Source organism: Herbaspirillum sp. RTI4 (assembly GCF_034313965.1).
Taxonomy (GTDB): domain Bacteria; phylum Pseudomonadota; class Gammaproteobacteria; order Burkholderiales; family Burkholderiaceae_D; genus Herbaspirillum.
The window spans coordinates 775,740-792,173 of the sequence record NZ_JAVIWQ010000002.1 but is presented as its reverse complement, the minus strand read 5'-3'; the positions used below and the strand labels follow the sequence as shown (position 1 = coordinate 792,173).

Sequence of the window (16,434 nt, the reverse complement as noted above, 5' to 3'; positions counted from 1 at the left end):
GATTCCATGCATACCAAAACCATCAAGCAGCTGTCAGCCCTGCTGCACGACAAAAAAATTTCCGCCAGCGAACTGGCCTCACTTTTTCTCGACCGTATCGCCCGCAGCGATCTGAACGCCTTCCTGCACGTCGATCCCGAACTGACCCTGCGCCAGGCCGAAATCGCCGACCGTCGGCTGGCGCACAATGACGCCACCGTCCTGACCGGCATCCCGATCGCCCACAAGGATATTTTCGTCACCCGCGACTGGCGCACTACCGCCGGTTCGAAGATGCTGGAAAACTATGTCAGCCCGTTCGACGCCACTGTCGTCGAGCGCTTCAACGCGGCCGGCACCGTCACGCTGGGCAAACTCAACTGCGATGAATTCGCAATGGGTTCGGGCAATGAAAATTCTTATTTCGGCGCGGTTAAAAACCCCTGGGACAAAACCGCCGTCCCCGGCGGCTCTTCGGGTGGTTCGGCCGCCGCTATCGCCGCACGGCTGACCCCGGCAGCTACCGGCACCGACACCGGCGGCTCGATCCGCCAACCGGCGGCACTGTGCGGCGTGACCGGTATCAAGCCGACCTACAGCCGCGTATCGCGCTACGGCATGATCGCCTTTGCCTCATCGCTCGATCAGGGCGGCCCCATCGCCAAGACGGCCGAAGACTGCGGCCTGCTGCTCAATGTCATGAACGGTTTCGACGCCCGCGACGCCACCAGCCTGCCGCGCGCGGAAGAGGATTTCAACCGCTCGCTCAACACCAGCCTGCAAGGTTTGCGGATAGGCGTGCCGCGTGAATTTTTCAGCGCCGGATTAGCCGCCGACGTCGAACAAGCCGTCCGCGACGCTTTGCGCGAATTTGAAAAACTGGGCGCGACGCTGGTCGATATTTCCCTGCCAAAAACCGAGCTGTCGATTCCGGTCTATTACGTCATTGCCCCGGCCGAAGCCTCGTCCAACCTGAGCCGTTTCGACGGCGTGCGCTACGGCCATCGCGCCGCCGAGTACAAAGATCTGGCCGAGATGTACAGCAAAACCCGGGCGGAAGGTTTCGGCGAGGAAGTCAAACGACGCATCCTGGTCGGTGCCTACGTGCTGTCGCATGGTTATTACGATGCCTACTACTTGCAGGCGCAAAAAATCCGCCGCCTGATCGCCCAGGAATTCCAGCAGGCGCTACATGGCGAAAACCGCCTGTGCGACGTCATCATGGGCCCGGTCGCGCCTAGCGTGGCGTGGGATCTGGGCGACAAGACCGATGACCCGGTTGCCAATTATCTGGCCGACATTTACACCCTCTCCACCAGCCTCGCAGGCTTACCCGGCATGTCGGTTCCCTGCGGCTTCGGACAGGGCGAAAAAAATTCCCGGCGTCCGGTCGGCTTGCAAATCATCGGCGACTACTTCGACGAAGCCCGCTTGCTCAATGTGGCCCATCAATATCAACAAGTCACCGACTGGCACTTACGCGCCCCGGTTTGAACCAATACCGCCAAGGAAATTTTATGCAATGGGAAGTCGTCATCGGTCTGGAAACGCACGCGCAACTTTCAACCGTCTCCAAGATATTCAGTGGTTCCTCGACCCGCTTCGGCGCGGAGCCGAACACGCAAGCGAGTCCGGTCGATCTGGCCCTGCCGGGCGTATTGCCGGTACTTAACCGCGGCGCAGTCGAACGCGCCATTCAGTTCGGTCTGGCCGTCGGCGCTACCGTGGCCTCGCATTCGGTCTTTGCGCGCAAAAATTATTTTTATCCCGATCTGCCCAAGGGCTATCAGATCAGCCAGTTTGAAATCCCGGTGGTTCAGGGCGGACACGTCCCATTTGTCATGGAAAAAGACGGCAAGCCGGAATTGCGCTCGGTCGAACTGACCCGCGCCCATCTGGAAGAAGATGCCGGCAAATCGCTGCACGAAGATTATCAGGGCATGACCGGGATCGACCTCAACCGTGCCGGCACGCCGCTGCTGGAAATCGTGACCGAACCGGTCATGCGCAGCGCCGCCGAGGCGGTCGCCTACGCCAAGGCACTGCATTCACTGGTGATGTGGCTGGGTATTTGCGACGGCAATATGCAGGAAGGCTCTTTCCGCTGCGACGCCAACGTATCGGTGCGTCCGGTCGGGCAGGCCGCTTTCGGCACGCGCAGCGAAATCAAGAATTTGAATTCCTTCCGCTTCATGGAAGACGCCATCAATTACGAAGTGCGGCGGCAGATCGAACTGATCGAGGATGGCGGCAAAGTGGTGCAGGAAACCCGGCTCTACGACCCCGACCGCAAGGAAACGCGCTCGATGCGCAGCAAGGAAGACTCGCAGGATTACCGCTACTTCCCCGATCCGGATCTGCCGCCGCTGATGATTTCAGAAGAGTGGATTGCCCGCGTCAAAGCAACGATGCCGGAATTGCCCGGCGCCATGCGCGAGCGTTTCATCCGCGACTACAGCCTGTCGGAATACGACGCCGTCGTGCTGACGCAATCGAAGGCGACCAGTATTTATTTCGAGGCTGTCGTAGCGGCTGCCGGGAATGCGCAAGCCAAGTCGGCGGCTAACTGGCTGATGGGGGATATGGCCTCGACCCTGCATCGCGAAGATACCGATATCGCCGCCGCGCCGGTCAGCGCCAGCCAACTGGCCTTGTTGTTGCAGCGGATCGCTGACGGCACCATTTCCAACAAGATCGCCAAGGAAGTGTTTGCGGCCATGTGGGAAGCACGGTCGGAGAGCCCGGCTCTGGCCGATGAAATTATCGATCAGAAGGGTCTCAAGCAAATTTCCGATAGCGGCGCGCTGGAAGCCATCGTCGATCAGGTGCTGGCTGCCAACGTCAAATCTGTGGAAGAATTCCGCGCGGGGAAAGAGCAGGCGATTAACGCCCTGATCGGACAAGCAATGAAGGCCACGCGCGGCAAGGCCAATCCGGCGCAACTGACGGAATTGCTGCGGGCTAAATTGACCGCATAAGCGGCGCAGTGCGGGGTACAGTGCGGAGAGTAGTGCGAGTGCGGAGTGCAGTACGGAATGCCTTGCTGCACGAAAAGAAGCAAAAGAAGCGCTGAATAAGTACCGCTAGCGGCATGATCTCAGGCTCGCTGAAACAGAACGGGGTGGCAAGCTTCAATGCGCATGCCACCCCGTTCTGTATGGCGGCATCAGCTGACCGTCACCCTGAGAAAATCAGCGGCCTCAATCCCTCAATCCCTCAATCCCTCAATACCGGCCATCACTCAATCAAATCGCTTCAGACCCCGTAGCGCTGGCGGTATGCCGATACCGCACGCCGATGCTGATCCAGCTCGGCGTTATCGCCCAGGCCACCCATGTAATCGAGCAAGTCATTCAGATTGCCGATCGAGACCACCGGCATGGCGTAGGCGTTCGCGACTTCCTGCACGGCAGAACGCTCTGACAGCGCATCATCTTTACCGGACCGCTCCATCCGGTCCAATGCAATGAGGACTGCGCACGGAGTCGCGCCGGCGGCACGGATCATGTCGACCGACTCGCGCACCGAGGTACCGGCAGAAATGACGTCATCAATGATGACGACCCGGCCTTCGAGCTTGGCGCCGACAATCGTGCCGCCTTCGCCGTGGTCCTTTGCTTCTTTACGATTATAGGAAAACGGCACATTGCGCCCCTTGGCAGCAAGCGCCATGGCGGTGGCCGAAGCCAGCGTAATGCCCTTGTAGGCCGGGCCGAACAGCATGTCGAATTCAATACCCGAATCCAGCAGCGTTTGCGCATAGAAATCGGCGACACGGGCGAGCGTTGCGCCTTCGTTGAATAAACCGGCATTAAAAAAATACGGGCTGGTGCGACCGGCCTTGGTGACGAACTCGCCAAAACGCAAAACGCCAGCATTGACGGCAAAAGCGATAAATTCTTGTCTTAATTGGCTCAAGGTAACTTCCTGGGAAATAAGGGGAGGACTAGAAATTCTCTTCACAAACAGAGGCTTGCCGGACATTCCTTGCCCATCCGTTGGACATGGGAACGATAAAACCTCGATTTTAAATGAATCGGTTATCCTACGTCCGCTCTATTCCCCTCTATCTGAACGGCTTCCTGATGACCACCATTGTTTCCGCCAATCTGAATGGCATTCGCTCCGCAGCAAAAAAAGGCTTTTTCGAGTGGATCGCCACGTATTCGCCCGATTTTTTCTGTGTGCAGGAGTTGAAGGCGCAAGCTGCTGACATGACGCCCCAATTTTTGGCGCCAGCACCGTATGTCGGGCATTTTCACTACGCGGAGAAAAAAGGCTATTCCGGCGTGGGCGTCTACAGCAAGCGCCAGCCGGATAGCGTGCGGATAGGGTTTGGCAACGACGAGTTCGATGCAGAAGGCCGTTATGTCGAATGCGATTTTGGCGATTTGACCGTGATTTCACTGTATTGCCCGTCCGGGTCGTCGAGCGAGGAAAGACAGTTAGCCAAGTTCCGCTTCATGGAATCTTTCCTGCCGCATTTGCAAAGCTTGCGCGACAGCGGCCGCGAAATCGTCATTTGCGGCGACTGGAATATCGCGCACCAGGAAATTGATTTAAAAAACTGGAAGAGCAACAAGAAGAACTCGGGCTTTTTACCGGAAGAACGGGCCTGGATGACCCGCATATTCGACGAGCTGGAGTTCGTCGACGTCTATCGGAAGTTGTATCCGGAAGCCACTGGCGACGCCTACACCTGGTGGAGCAATCGCGGTCAGGCCTGGGCCAATAACGTCGGCTGGCGCATCGATTACCAGATTGCAACCAGCGGCATCGCGGCAACAGCGGACAGCGCGTCCATTTATAAAGAGCAGCGCTTTTCTGACCATGCGCCGCTCACCATTGCTTATCGCTAAACCGGGATAAATCGGAATAAACAGAACTCAACAGGGCTAAGCAGACACGCCACCGCACCGGCGAGAACCTGCTCACCGCCACCCCGACATTAGCCGCCGGGGGCCTGACCATCCGCATCCAGAGGGTTAAAGAGGCGCTGATTCTCCGGCCGCACAAGGAAGGGCTCGATCAACTGGAGGCGCATTTCACGGCCGAAGGCATCCGGCTCCTGCTGCAACCGCAGCAAAAGCTGCAGTTTGGCGGTTTGCATGATATCCAGAATCGACATTCCCGGACGATATTGCTCCATGAGCTGTTCGATCATGTAGCTGACGAACAAACCGCAGCCGTCGGGGGTCGTGGCTTGCATGGCTTCACGCACATGGTGCCGCACATCCGTCCAGGCAAACCAGTCCTTGATGCGCTCAGCCACCGGCAAGGTCTGTTCATTTTCCGCCAGATTGGAATTGAACAGCGCGGACATAGGCCGACCGCCCTCCGGGTTAGGCTCGATCACCATCAACTGCCAGTGTTCGGCGCGCAGAAACGGCACCAGCAAAAGCTTGCTGCTGGAATTGGCTAATTGCTGGATTTCCTCGCTCGCCGAGGTCGAATCGAGGCTGACGCAAGGCAGGCATTCCAGTCGGGGATTACTGCGCAGAGCAGCAAAGGTATTGATCTCGTCGCCGTCAATGAAGCGTGTGCGATTCCAAAAAACGGCCGGATTGCTGTCCACTATCTGGCGCAAGTCTTCCTTCTCAGATTCGACGAACAAGGGATCAATCATTTCCGTGATCCCCGGGCAGCCTTGCGCCGCCTCACGCACGATGTACAGCAAGTGTCCGGCCTGATTCAGACTGAGGGCGCTGCCTAGCAGGCTGGCGCGGTAATTTGCCGGGCTCAGATCGCGCTCGGCGGCCATTTTCATTTGATATAAGTCCACCGCCATTTTCCCGAGCATGCCACGCACGTCGGGTGAAGCGTCGAGGTAGAGGAAAAACAGTGCCTGTTCGGCCGCAGCGCCTTTGCTGTCATTGCGCAAAGTCTGATTGATGAGGAGTTCCAGATCCGGCCGCGAGCCGCTGCGGGCTTGCTCGGCACAGAGCGCGACATCGTCCACGACGTTGCCATAGAGCGGCGACTTGCGGTTAGCCGCCGCCGCCCAAGGCTTGCCATTCGCGCGGATTACTCCGCATGAAAAACTGGCGGCAGAAACATGAGGAGAAGAAAAGCAGGAAGCCATAAATACGATCCATTGAAGATAACTTCGCCGATCATACTCACTTCACCCTTCTTTTCTTTCCAAAATCGACTATTTCACAACAATTGACGCGATCAGGCCGTAGCCACTTTTTTAGCTACCGGTTTTTTCAGGGCGGGCTTTTTAGCGGCCGGCTTTTTGACTGCCTTGACAGCCGCTTTCTTCACCGGTTTTTTAGCAACCGCTTTCGTCGCCTTGGCGGCAACCGGCGCAGCACCGTCTTCGCCCTCATCGGCCACCGCAGCGGCCTTGCCCTTGGCCGGCGCTTTGGCTTTGCGCGGTTCGAATTCGAAACTGACTTTGCCGTCCGCGCCACGCACCAGGAATGCCTTGAAAGGCCGACGCGTGCGCTGCGAAACAAATCCCGGCAGCAGATCGGTCTTGCCTTCAGTCAGCAACTTGACCATCTGCTCGGGCAGGATTTCCTGCTGCAAGATGATGCGGCCGCTGCGGAAATCGCAGGCCTTGGGCTTGGCCATGCTCATTTCGCAGACATAGGCCAGTCCCATTTCGAACACGCCATTGCCGCATTTCGGGCAGGGAGCCAGCGGAGTCTGCTGGCTGAAATCGACGGCTTCGCCATCTTCGCCTTCGCCATCGTTCTGGCCGAAATCGAATTCCAGCTTGAAGTTTTTGATTTCTTCGTCGCGTGAAATTTTCAGGATGGCGGCGAATGGCCGTCCCATCTTGGAGCGGAAGCCCTGCAAGGGACCGATGGTCCGTTTTTCGAGCAAGTCTTCGACTTCAGGAATTTCAAACTGGCGTCCGCCCGGCACCTTGCTCATCGAAAATTCGCATTTGGTGCAGGCAAAACGCCGGTAATTCTCTTTCACCACCGCGCCGCAATTCGGACACGGCGTATGCAGCGTCGCATAATCGCCCGGGATGGTGTCGTTGGTATATTCCTTGGCGCGCTTGACGATGACTTGCGTCATCTGCGCGATTTCACGCATGAATTCTTCGCGGCTGATCTTGCCCCGCTCCATCTGTGCCAGCTTTTGTTCCCACTCGCCGGTCAACTCAGGTTCGGTCAGTTCATGCACGCCCAGGCCGTGCAGCAGCGTCATTAACTGAAACGCCTTGGCCGTCGGCATAATTTCCCGGCCTTCGCGCAGGATGTATTTTTCGTACAGCAAACCTTCGATGGTCGCGGCGCGTGTCGCTGGCGTACCGAGGCCCTTGCCGGCCATCGCATCGCGCAGTTCTTCCGAATCGAGCAGCTTGCCCGCACCTTCCATGGCCGACAGCAGCGTGGCTTCGGTATAGCGGGCGGGCGGCTTGGTGACCAGTCCGTTGGCCACGACCGATTCGGTCTTGACCTTCTCATCCTTGGCCACGGCGACCAGCGTGCCGCTGCCTTCTTCCTTCTCGTCCTGCACTTCCTTGCCGTAAATCGCCAGCCAGCCCGGATTGGTCATGACCTTGCCTTCGGTCTTGAACTGATGACCGGACACCTCGGTAAAACGGGTCGTGACCTGAAATTCGGCCGCGGGGAAAAATACCGCCATGAAGCGCCGCGTGACCAGGTCGTAGAGTTTCTGTTCCGGCTCCGACAAATTCTTCGGCACTTGCGGCGTAGGAATGATGGCGAAGTGATCGCTGATTTTGGTGTTATCGAAAATGCGCTTGTTCGGCTTGATCCAGCCGTTTTTCAGGATTTTCGATGAGAACGGCTGGTAATTATTGTTTTCCGACAAGGCATCGACCGTCTGCTTGACGGTGTCGATGTAATCCTCCGGCAGATGGCGGGAGTCGGTACGGGGATAGGTCAGCGCCTTGTGCTTTTCGTACAAGGCCTGAGCCAGTCCTAGCGTGTTCTTGGCGGAAAAGCCGAAGCGCGAGTTGGCTTCGCGCTGCAGACTGGTCAGATCGAACAGACCGGGGGCCATCTGCGTAGTCGGCTTGGATTCTTCCGTGACGTTGCCGATTTTGTTGCGGCAGGCGGCGACGATCGATTCAGCGGCCGCCTTGCTCCACAAGCGCTCAGGGCGTTTTTCGGGATCGGTTTCGTCTTTCTTGTGCGACTTGTCCAGCCAGCGACCTTCGTACAAACCGGCGGCGCAAATGAATTCGGCGCGCACTTCCCAGAAATCGCGGGAAACGAATTTTTTGATTTTCTCTTCGCGTTCGACCACGATCGACAGCGTCGGCGTTTGCACCCGGCCCACGGTCGTCAGGTAAAAACCGCCTTCTTTCGAATTGAAGGCGGTCATGGCGCGGGTGCCGTTGATACCGATCAGCCAGTCGGCTTCACTGCGGCAGCGCGCAGCGTCGGCCAGCGGCAGCATGTCGGCATCTTCCCGCAAGTGAGCGAAACCGTCGCGGATCGCGCCCGGCGTCATCGATTGCAGCCAGAGTCGCTTGACCGGCTGTTTTGCCTTGGTGTACTGCGCAATCAGGCGGAAAATCAATTCGCCTTCCCGTCCGGCATCGCAGGCGTTAATCAGTGCGGTGACATCCTTGCGCTTGATCAGGCGATTGAGCACCTTCAGCCGCGCTTCAGTCTTGACGATGGGATTAACGGCGAAATGCGGCGGAATCATCGGCAGATTGGCGAAGCTCCATTTGCCGCGTTTGACGTCGAATTCTTCCGGAACGGCGATTTCCAGCAAGTGACCGACGGCCGACGACAGGACGTATTCGTCCGATTCAAAGTACTCATCGTGCTTGGTAAAGCCGCCGAGCGTCTTCGCGATGTCGTTCGCGACAGAAGGCTTCTCGGCGATGATGAGGGTCTTGCTCATAGTGTTGTCTCAAAGAGGGTGGTGCGCCCGGATCGGGCTGTTGCGGTCGGGACGTCGCCCGGTTGCGCGGGTGGCGCTCATGCTGCCAGCAGAAAACATTGCTGTTGTTATGCAGCCATTGCGAGAAACCGGCGCAATGATAAGCGCGTTATCGCGCAATGAGCAAGTGTGCCGGTTACCGGGGGCTTGATTTTACAGCGGAAAAATTCGCGTGGCGGCGATAGCTTGCCAGTGGCCGCTGGCCGGATTCGCCTGACGGCAGCACTGGAGTTTTGCCTGCCGACGCTGCGTGCTTAGTGTAGCAGCCGCGGCTCGGCGTCTTCATCGTCGAGGAAAAGCTCGTCGAACATCAGGCCGTCCGGCTCTTTGCCCTGGCTCCACAAGACCATCAGCACAATGACTTTGACTCTGTCGAGCGGAACCGGCGTATCGCCAATGGCCAGCGCCCGGTCGATCACAATTTCTCGTTGCACCGGATTGAGCATTTTGGCCGACTCCAGAAACTGGATAAATCCGATGGCGGCCGTGCCGAGTGCTTCCATCTCTTGCTCGGCGTAAATGCGGATGCCGAAGGAAAAGGCGGTTTGTTGCGGATACGTGATCGCATACTCATGCGTCGATTCCGCCAGATCGGTTAACCAACCTAGCGCTTTACTGATTTCTTCTTCCTCGAAACCGATGGCCGACAGCTTTTTCGCCAACGCAGCGGAATCAGGGCAGGCGTCGGGCCGGTAATACGTTTCATAGAGATAGACGAGGACATCAAACATGGCTGTGCAGTCCCAAGAGTGTTAAAACGGTTTTTTACGAACTTAGTATCGCAGGAATTCTAAGTTTTTGCCAAATACCTGGCGATAAGCGTCTCTTTATCGATCAATTGCCAAACGACTATATAAGCCGCCCGGCAACATTTCTATCACTCCGGCAAGTTCCAGTTCCAGCAAGCGCGCCTGTAGTGCCGCCATAGGCAGGCCACTGCGTAGGGAGAGGGTATCGGCACTTACAGGGTCGTGCCCCATGCCTTGCAAAAACTGCAAGGTCTCTGGCGTCGTTACCGATTTATTTGCAGCAACTTCAGCAGATGGCTGCGCGCACACTCGCCGGAATGCGCCGAATTCTTCCAGCACATGCTCGGCCGATTCGACCAGTTTCGCTCCTTGCCGTATCAGGGCATGGCAGCCCTTGGACAAAGGGGAGTGAATCGAACCGGGAATGGCGAACACCTCTCGTCCCTGTTCCGCGGCCATGCGGGCGGTAATCAGCGACCCCGACTGCATCGCCGCCTCCACCACCAACACCCCGCGCGCCAGACCCGAAATCAGCCGGTTGCGGCGCGGGAAATTGCTGGCGATGGCCGGTGTGCCGAGCGCATATTCGCTCACGATGCAGCCTTGCGCGGCAATGCTGTGCGCCAGTCCCCGGTTACGGGCCGGATACACCAGGTCGGCCCCGGTGCCGATCACCGCCACCGTCGAGCCACTGCCACGCAAGGCACCCAGATGGGCGGCGGTATCGATGCCCAGCGCCATGCCGGAAATAATCGTCATCCCCACCTGACTCAGTGCGGCGGAAAAATGCTCGGCGTTCAACATGCCCTGCGTGGTTGCATTGCGGCTGCCTACCACCGCCAGCGCCGCACCGTGCAATAAGGACGCCTGCCCCTTCACATACAACAGCAAGGGCGGGTCGGGGATCTCCAGCAGGGCCTGTGGGTAAGCGGTGTCGGCCAGCGTGAGGACATGATGATCTGGCTGCGCCACCCATTCCAGGCTGCGCGCCAGCAGGGCCTTGTCTTTTTCAGAAAGCGGGGCATGCAGCGCCAGCGCGATACGCTCTGATACCACCTGCCTCAGGTCGCCCACCGATGCGGCGAAGATTTGCTGCGGCAAACCGAAAGCGCTCAGCAGTTGACGGGCCGTGAGTGCGCCAACGCCGGGCGTTTGCTGCAACCGCAACCAGGTACCCAGCTCGGCTGCATCCGTACCCACAACAGCATGCCCCTGCGGCATCATCGCTGCGCCCCGAAACGCAGGAGAAAAACAGCCGGATTGACAGTCGTGCTACACTTTTTCATAGTCAGGAATCAGCAAAAGGTTGCAGATTTTGACGATAAATTGTCGAACTGGCAATCCAACACCCGCATTTTCAGACTTGTTTAGTCGTCGCAGATATTCTCTCGCGCCGCCCCCTCATTCAATTACATCGCAACAGCGCACTCATCGTATGGCTTTACTTAATATTCTCCGCTACCCCGATCCGCGCCTGCACAAGCACGCCGCGCCAGTCACTGTGTTTGACGCGCGCCTGAAACGGCTGATCGCCGACATGGCCGACACCATGTACGAAGCCCCCGGCGTCGGTCTGGCCGCGTCGCAGGTCGATGTCCACTCGCAGGTCATCGTTGTGGACGTCTCAGACGCCGGCAATGCCTTGCAGGCCTTCATCAATCCTAAAATTATCTGGGCCAGCGCGGAAACCAAAGTCTACGATGAAGGCTGCCTGTCGGTACCCGGCATTTACGACGGCGTCGAACGCCCGGCCAGCATCAAGGTGCGGGCGCACGATAGCGATGGCAAGTCATTCGAGATTGAGGCCGATGGCTTGCTGGCGGTCTGCATCCAGCATGAAATGGATCATCTGATTGGCAAGGTCTTCGTGGAATACCTGTCACCGCTCAAGCGCAACCGCATCAAGACCAAAATGCTCAAGGAAGAGCGCGACGCCAAGCGCGATCAGCGCTAAGCATCTTCACCAGAAGGATGGGACGGCGAAGTCTGCGGTGTAAGTCCACAGTATAAATTGGGTATATCAGGCGGCCAACGCCTGAAAACGAAACACCTGATCCGTCCCCAATTCCCGTCGCAACAAACCCACAAACCAGAGTTGATGCAAATGCGCCAGCGCCTCGCCCAGCGCAAACGAGAGCTGGTGCGTGTCGAGCGGCCGCTTGAACATCACCGGCAGTATGTCGACCGCCGAGCAAGGAATCGCGCAGGCTTCCAGCACTTCGGCCAGACGCGCTGCGTGATGGTCGTTGAGCTGAGTAATGCGGATAGGCAAGCCGCGAAACGGTTTGCCGTGCGAGGGCAGCACCAGCGTATTGGCCGGCAAGGTCGCGTATTTTTTCAATGAATCCAGATATTGCTGCACCGGATTGGATTCCGGTTCGATCGCCAGGACCGATATATTGGTCGAAATGCGCGGCAAGACCATGTCGCCCGAAATCAGCACGCCCAGCTCGGCGCAATAGAGTGACGCATGTTCCGGCGCATGGCCAAAACCGGTAATGACGTTCCAGCCACGCCCCCCTATCTGCACCGTCTGCCCGTCGTGCATCCGGAAATACGACTCCGGCACCGACGGCACCATAGCCGCATAGTAATTATTGCGTCCACCCAGCTTGGTCACCAGTTCCGGGTCTTTCAAGCCGTGACGCTGAAAATGCGGTAACGAGGCCGTGCCATCCGCCCCCGGCAAACCCGCCGACATCACACGCGCAGCAAGGTATTCCCCGCCCGTCATCCACAGCGCCACCTTCCAGCGCTGGCACAGCCAGTCGGCCAGACCGACATGATCGGGATGGCAGTGCGTGGAAATCACGCGCAAAATCGGTAGTCCGCGCAATTGGGTCTCGAAGATGTGTTCCCACGCCGCGCGCGTGGCGTCGTTGGCAATGCCGCAATCGATGACGGTCCAGCCCTTGCGCAGGCCGTTCGGCCCTTCCAGTTCGTCTTCCAGCAACCACAGATTGATGTGATCCAGCGCAAACGGCAAAGCCATGCGCAACCACAAGACGCCGGGAGCGACTTCGAGCGTGCTGCCGATAGCGGGCAGCGTATCGCCGAAAGCGTAGTCGAGCTGGGATTCAAGTGCATTCATAAGACCGCCCGGGGGAAATTTTGCAATGAAGGGAATAGCGCCGACTGCTTGACCTTGCGCTGGAATATACTGCGGAGACTTGACGTTAACGTCAGCTTACCACCTTCGGACATTTCCTGAGACACACCTATGCCCACCTACACCATCACCGAGCTGGCGCAAGAATTCGACATCACGCCGCGCGCCATCCGCTTCTATGAAGATCAGGGACTGCTCAGTCCGAAACGCGAAGGCGCAGGCGGCCGCAACCGCGTCTATCCCGCCCGCGAGCGCACCCGGCTCAAACTGACTTTGCGCGGCAAGCGGCTGGGATTATCGCTTTCGGAAATCAAGACCCTGGTCGACATGTACGACTCACCGAAAGACTCCACCGTCCAGCTGCAGCAATTTCTGCTGGTACTGGCCGAGCATAGGCAAAAACTCGAACAGCAACGCGAAGACCTCGATCTGACGCTGGATGAAATCAGCGGCCATGAAGCGCAATGCCGGGAATTGCTCAGCGCCCGGGGTCTGCCGCAGGAGCCGACCGCTTGATTACCAGGCCCTTTTGACCAGGACTTTTGCGCAAGTCCAATTGACGTTAACGTCAACCAACGGCGAATGTGTCGTATGATCCCCACTCCACCCATACCAAGCGACGCCAGCACAGAGTCGCCCCGCTTCCCCTTCGGAGACCGCAGATGATCCACTTACCCGGCATGACCTTTGACCACGGCGAAGATATCGCCGCCCTGCGCGCCAGCATCGCGCAATTCGCCCAGACAGAAATCGCCCCCCGCGCAGCGGAAATCGACCGCAACGACCAGTTCCCTATGGACCTGTGGAAAAAAATGGGCGATCTGGGCGTACTGGGCATCACCGCAGACGAAGAGTACGGCGGTGCCGGCATGGGTTATCTGGCGCATATCGTCGCGCTGGAAGAAATCTCCCGCGCCTCCGCCTCGGTCGGCCTCTCCTACGGCGCGCACTCCAACCTGTGCGTCAACCAGATTCAGCGCAACGGCAATGCCGCGCAAAAACAGCGCTACCTGCCCAAGCTGATCAGCGGCGACTTCATCGGCGCGCTGGCCATGTCGGAACCGAATGCCGGCTCCGACGTCGTCAGCATGAAACTGCGGGCCGACCTCAAGGGCGATCGCTACGTCCTCAACGGCAGCAAAATGTGGATCACCAACGGCCCCGACGCCGATGTGATGGTGGTCTATGCCAAGACCGACCTCGCCGCCGGCGCACGCGGCATCACCGCCTTCCTGGTGGAAAAGAATTTCCCCGGCTTCAGCGTGGCGCAAAAACTCGACAAACTCGGCATGCGCGGCTCGCATACCGGCGAACTGGTGTTCCGCGATTGCGAAGTTCCGGCGGAAAACATCCTGGGCGGCATTGGCGAAGGCGTCAAAGTTCTGATGTCAGGACTCGATTTCGAACGCGCCGTGCTGGCCGGCGGCCCGCTGGGCATCATGCAGGCCTGCATGGATGTCGTCGTGCCCTACCTGCACGAGCGCAAGCAATTCGGTCAGGCCATCGGTGAATTCCAGCTGATGCAAGGAAAAATCGCCGACATGTATTCGACCATGATGGCCTGCAAATCCTATGTTTACGCGGTCGGTCAGGCCTGTGAACGCGCCACCGCCCCCGGTGCCGCACGCGCCCTGCGCAAGGACGCCGCCGGTGCCATTCTGTACGCCGCCGAAAAAGCGACCTGGATGGCGGGCGAAGCCATTCAGGCGCTGGGCGGCAACGGCTACATCAATGAATACGCCGTGGGCCGCTTGTGGCGCGACGCCAAGCTCTACGAAATCGGTGCCGGCACCAGTGAAATCCGTCGCATGCTGATCGGCCGCGAACTGTTCGCCGAAACCTGCTAAGCCCACACCATCCCGCCCCCGACCAGCGCCATGCCCGCCACCGCCTTCCCCAAACTGCTATCGTCGCAAATCGCGTTCGACACGGCGCGCACGATCCTGGACGGGTTCGACAAGCATTACCGCCTGTTCCGCGCGGCCAGTCAGGCGGCGCAAGGCTATTTTGAAACCTGCGACTGGCCCACCGCCCAAGCCGCTGCCCGCGCCCGGATTGCCTTTTACGACCAGCGCGTCGCGGAATGCGTGCAAACGCTGGAAGACGAATACGAACCGGTCGATCTCAGCGACGAGGTCTGGCGCGAAGTCAAACTGCATTACATCGGTCTGCTGATTGAACACAAGCAACCGGAACTGGCGGAAACCTTCTTCAATTCGGTCTGCTGCAAACTGCTGCACCGTACCTACTTCAATAACGATTTCATCTTCGTCCGACCCGCGGTGTCCACCGAGTATCTGGACGGCGACGAACCGACGCCGTTCTACCGCGCCTATTACCCGGCGACAGACGGCCTGCACTACACGCTCACACGCATCCTCACCAATTTTCAGTTGCACTGTCCGTTCGCCGATCTGGAGCACGACGTCGGCCATGTCGAACAGCGGCTGCACAGCTTGCTGGGCCAGGAATTCAAAGTCGACTTCCAGATTCAGGTGTTGTCGAGCCTGTTCTATCGCAACAAAGGGGCCTATCTGGTCGGCAAGATCATCAACGATGGCCGCGAATACCCCTTCGTACTGCCGATTTTGCACAACCGTCAGGGCGAACTGTTCATCGACGCCGTACTGACCGACACCGCCATGCTCTCGCTGCTGTTTTCTTTTACCCGCGCATATTTCATGGTCGATATGGAAGTGCCGTCGGCCACGGTGCAATTCCTGCGCACCCTGCTGCCGGGCAAACCGCGCAGCGAGATTTACACCCTTCTCGGCCTGCAAAAACTGGGCAAGGCGCTGTTCTACCGCGACTTTTTACGCCATCTGCATCATTCCTCCGACCGTTTCGATATCGCCCCCGGCATTCGCGGCATGGTGATGGTGGTGTTCGCGCTGCCCTCGTTTCCCTATGTATTCAAGGTCATCCGCGACCATTTCGCCCCGCCGAAGGAAACCACCCAGGCGCTGGTGCGCGAAAAATACCTGCTGGTCAAATACCACGACCGCGTCGGCCGCATGGCCGATACCCTGGAATATTCCAGCGTCGCTTTTCCCCGCGCCCGCTTCCCGGACGACTTGCTGAGCGAACTCCAGCGCGCCGCGCCGTCCATGATCGAAGAAGAAGGCGATCAGATCATCATTCGCCACCTGTACATCGAACGCCGCATGACGCCACTCAACCTGTATCTGGCCGAGGCCGGACAAAGCGGCAACTTGGCGCAACTGGAACACGGCATCATCGAATACGGCAATGCCATCAAGGAACTGATCGCGGCCAACATCTTCCCCGGCGACATGCTCTACAAGAACTTCGGCGTTACACGGCAGGGCCGCGTCGTGTTTTACGATTACGATGAAATCGAATACCTGACCGATTGCCGCTTCCGCACCATTCCGACGCCACGCAACGAAGAAGACGAAATGGCCGCCGAACCCTGGTACCCGATCGCCCGCAACGATGTATTCCCTGAGCAGTTCGGCGCGTTCCTGCTCGGTAACCCGGACATCAAACGCCTGTTCCTCCAATACCATGCCGATCTGCTCAGCGCCGCCTACTGGCAGCAGCATCAGCAACGGATTGCCGAAGGTCACCTGTACGATGTCTTTCCTTATCCGCAAGAAATCCGTTTCAGCCACCTTAGCCACTTTTTAGTCACTACTTAGCGCAAGCCTGATACGCCGGGATCTGCCCCTCAAGCCTCTCCACCAAGGAAAT

General features: G+C 58.4%; 13 protein-coding genes. 7 read left to right on the top strand and 6 right to left on the bottom strand.

Going from position 1 to position 16,434, the window contains the following annotated elements; all coding sequences use genetic code 11:
- The first annotated feature begins 6 nt into the window (after positions 1–6).
- The gene (gene gatA, locus RGU70_RS03765; RefSeq protein WP_322208064.1) at positions 7–1,473 is read left to right on the top strand and encodes an Asp-tRNA(Asn)/Glu-tRNA(Gln) amidotransferase subunit GatA; all 1,467 of its coding nucleotides are present in this window, start codon (positions 7–9) and stop codon (positions 1,471–1,473) included.
- Positions 1,470–2,957: an Asp-tRNA(Asn)/Glu-tRNA(Gln) amidotransferase subunit GatB gene (gatB, locus tag RGU70_RS03760; RefSeq protein ID WP_322208063.1), complete on the top strand. Its 1,488-nt coding sequence runs from the start codon at positions 1,470–1,472 to the stop codon at positions 2,955–2,957. The genes gatA and gatB overlap by 4 nt, the downstream gene beginning before the upstream one ends.
- Before the next feature lie 277 nt (positions 2,958–3,234).
- On the opposite strand, the gene pyrE is transcribed toward gatB, so the two are convergent.
- On the bottom strand, positions 3,235–3,897 hold the full coding sequence (gene pyrE, locus RGU70_RS03755) for an orotate phosphoribosyltransferase (protein ID WP_322208062.1): 663 nt from the start codon (positions 3,895–3,897) through the stop codon (positions 3,235–3,237).
- Positions 3,898–4,064: 167 nt separating this feature from the next.
- Here pyrE and RGU70_RS03750 point away from each other — a divergent pair, with 167 nt between their 5' ends.
- Positions 4,065–4,838 carry an exodeoxyribonuclease III gene (locus tag RGU70_RS03750; RefSeq protein WP_322210692.1) on the top strand — a complete coding sequence of 258 codons (774 nt, stop codon included), beginning with the start codon at positions 4,065–4,067 and terminating at the stop codon, positions 4,836–4,838.
- A gap of 89 nt (positions 4,839–4,927) precedes the next feature.
- On the opposite strand, the gene RGU70_RS03745 is transcribed toward RGU70_RS03750, so the two are convergent.
- The 4 genes from RGU70_RS03745 to dprA all read right to left on the bottom strand — a co-directional run bounded on the left by RGU70_RS03745 (position 4,928) and on the right by dprA (position 10,835).
- Entirely contained in the window at positions 4,928–6,061 is a 1,134-nt protein-coding gene (locus tag RGU70_RS03745; protein ID WP_322208061.1) for a hypothetical protein, read from the bottom strand.
- A 92-nt stretch (positions 6,062–6,153) separates the two neighbouring features.
- Positions 6,154–8,823: a DNA topoisomerase III gene (locus RGU70_RS03740; protein WP_322208060.1), complete on the bottom strand. Its 2,670-nt coding sequence runs from the start codon at positions 8,821–8,823 to the stop codon at positions 6,154–6,156.
- Positions 8,824–9,116: 293 nt separating this feature from the next.
- Positions 9,117–9,593, bottom strand: coding sequence for a DUF494 domain-containing protein (locus RGU70_RS03735; protein WP_322208059.1), 477 nt, complete (start codon positions 9,591–9,593; stop codon positions 9,117–9,119).
- 96 nt (positions 9,594–9,689) lie between these two features.
- A complete protein-coding gene (dprA, locus tag RGU70_RS03730) occupies positions 9,690–10,835 on the bottom strand; it encodes a DNA-processing protein DprA (RefSeq protein WP_322208058.1) in 1,146 nt (381 codons plus the stop codon).
- Positions 10,836–11,046: 211 nt separating this feature from the next.
- Here dprA and def point away from each other — a divergent pair, with 211 nt between their 5' ends.
- Positions 11,047–11,565: a peptide deformylase gene (gene def / locus RGU70_RS03725; RefSeq protein WP_322208057.1), complete on the top strand. Its 519-nt coding sequence runs from the start codon at positions 11,047–11,049 to the stop codon at positions 11,563–11,565.
- Positions 11,566–11,631: 66 nt separating this feature from the next.
- On the opposite strand, the gene RGU70_RS03720 is transcribed toward def, so the two are convergent.
- A complete protein-coding gene (locus tag RGU70_RS03720) occupies positions 11,632–12,702 on the bottom strand; it encodes an MBL fold metallo-hydrolase (RefSeq protein ID WP_322208056.1) in 1,071 nt (356 codons plus the stop codon).
- A 129-nt stretch (positions 12,703–12,831) separates the two neighbouring features.
- On the opposite strand from RGU70_RS03720, the gene RGU70_RS03715 reads away from it, so the two are divergent.
- The 3 genes from RGU70_RS03715 (at position 12,832) to aceK (ending at position 16,382) form a co-directional block, all read left to right on the top strand.
- A complete protein-coding gene (locus RGU70_RS03715; RefSeq protein ID WP_322208055.1) occupies positions 12,832–13,236 on the top strand; it encodes a MerR family DNA-binding transcriptional regulator in 405 nt (134 codons plus the stop codon).
- A 146-nt stretch (positions 13,237–13,382) separates the two neighbouring features.
- Positions 13,383–14,567, top strand: coding sequence for an isovaleryl-CoA dehydrogenase (locus tag RGU70_RS03710; RefSeq protein ID WP_322208054.1), 1,185 nt, complete (start codon positions 13,383–13,385; stop codon positions 14,565–14,567).
- A gap of 30 nt (positions 14,568–14,597) precedes the next feature.
- On the top strand, positions 14,598–16,382 hold the full coding sequence (gene aceK / locus RGU70_RS03705; RefSeq protein WP_322208053.1) for a bifunctional isocitrate dehydrogenase kinase/phosphatase: 1,785 nt from the start codon (positions 14,598–14,600) through the stop codon (positions 16,380–16,382).
- The last annotated feature ends 52 nt before the right edge of the window (positions 16,383–16,434 follow it).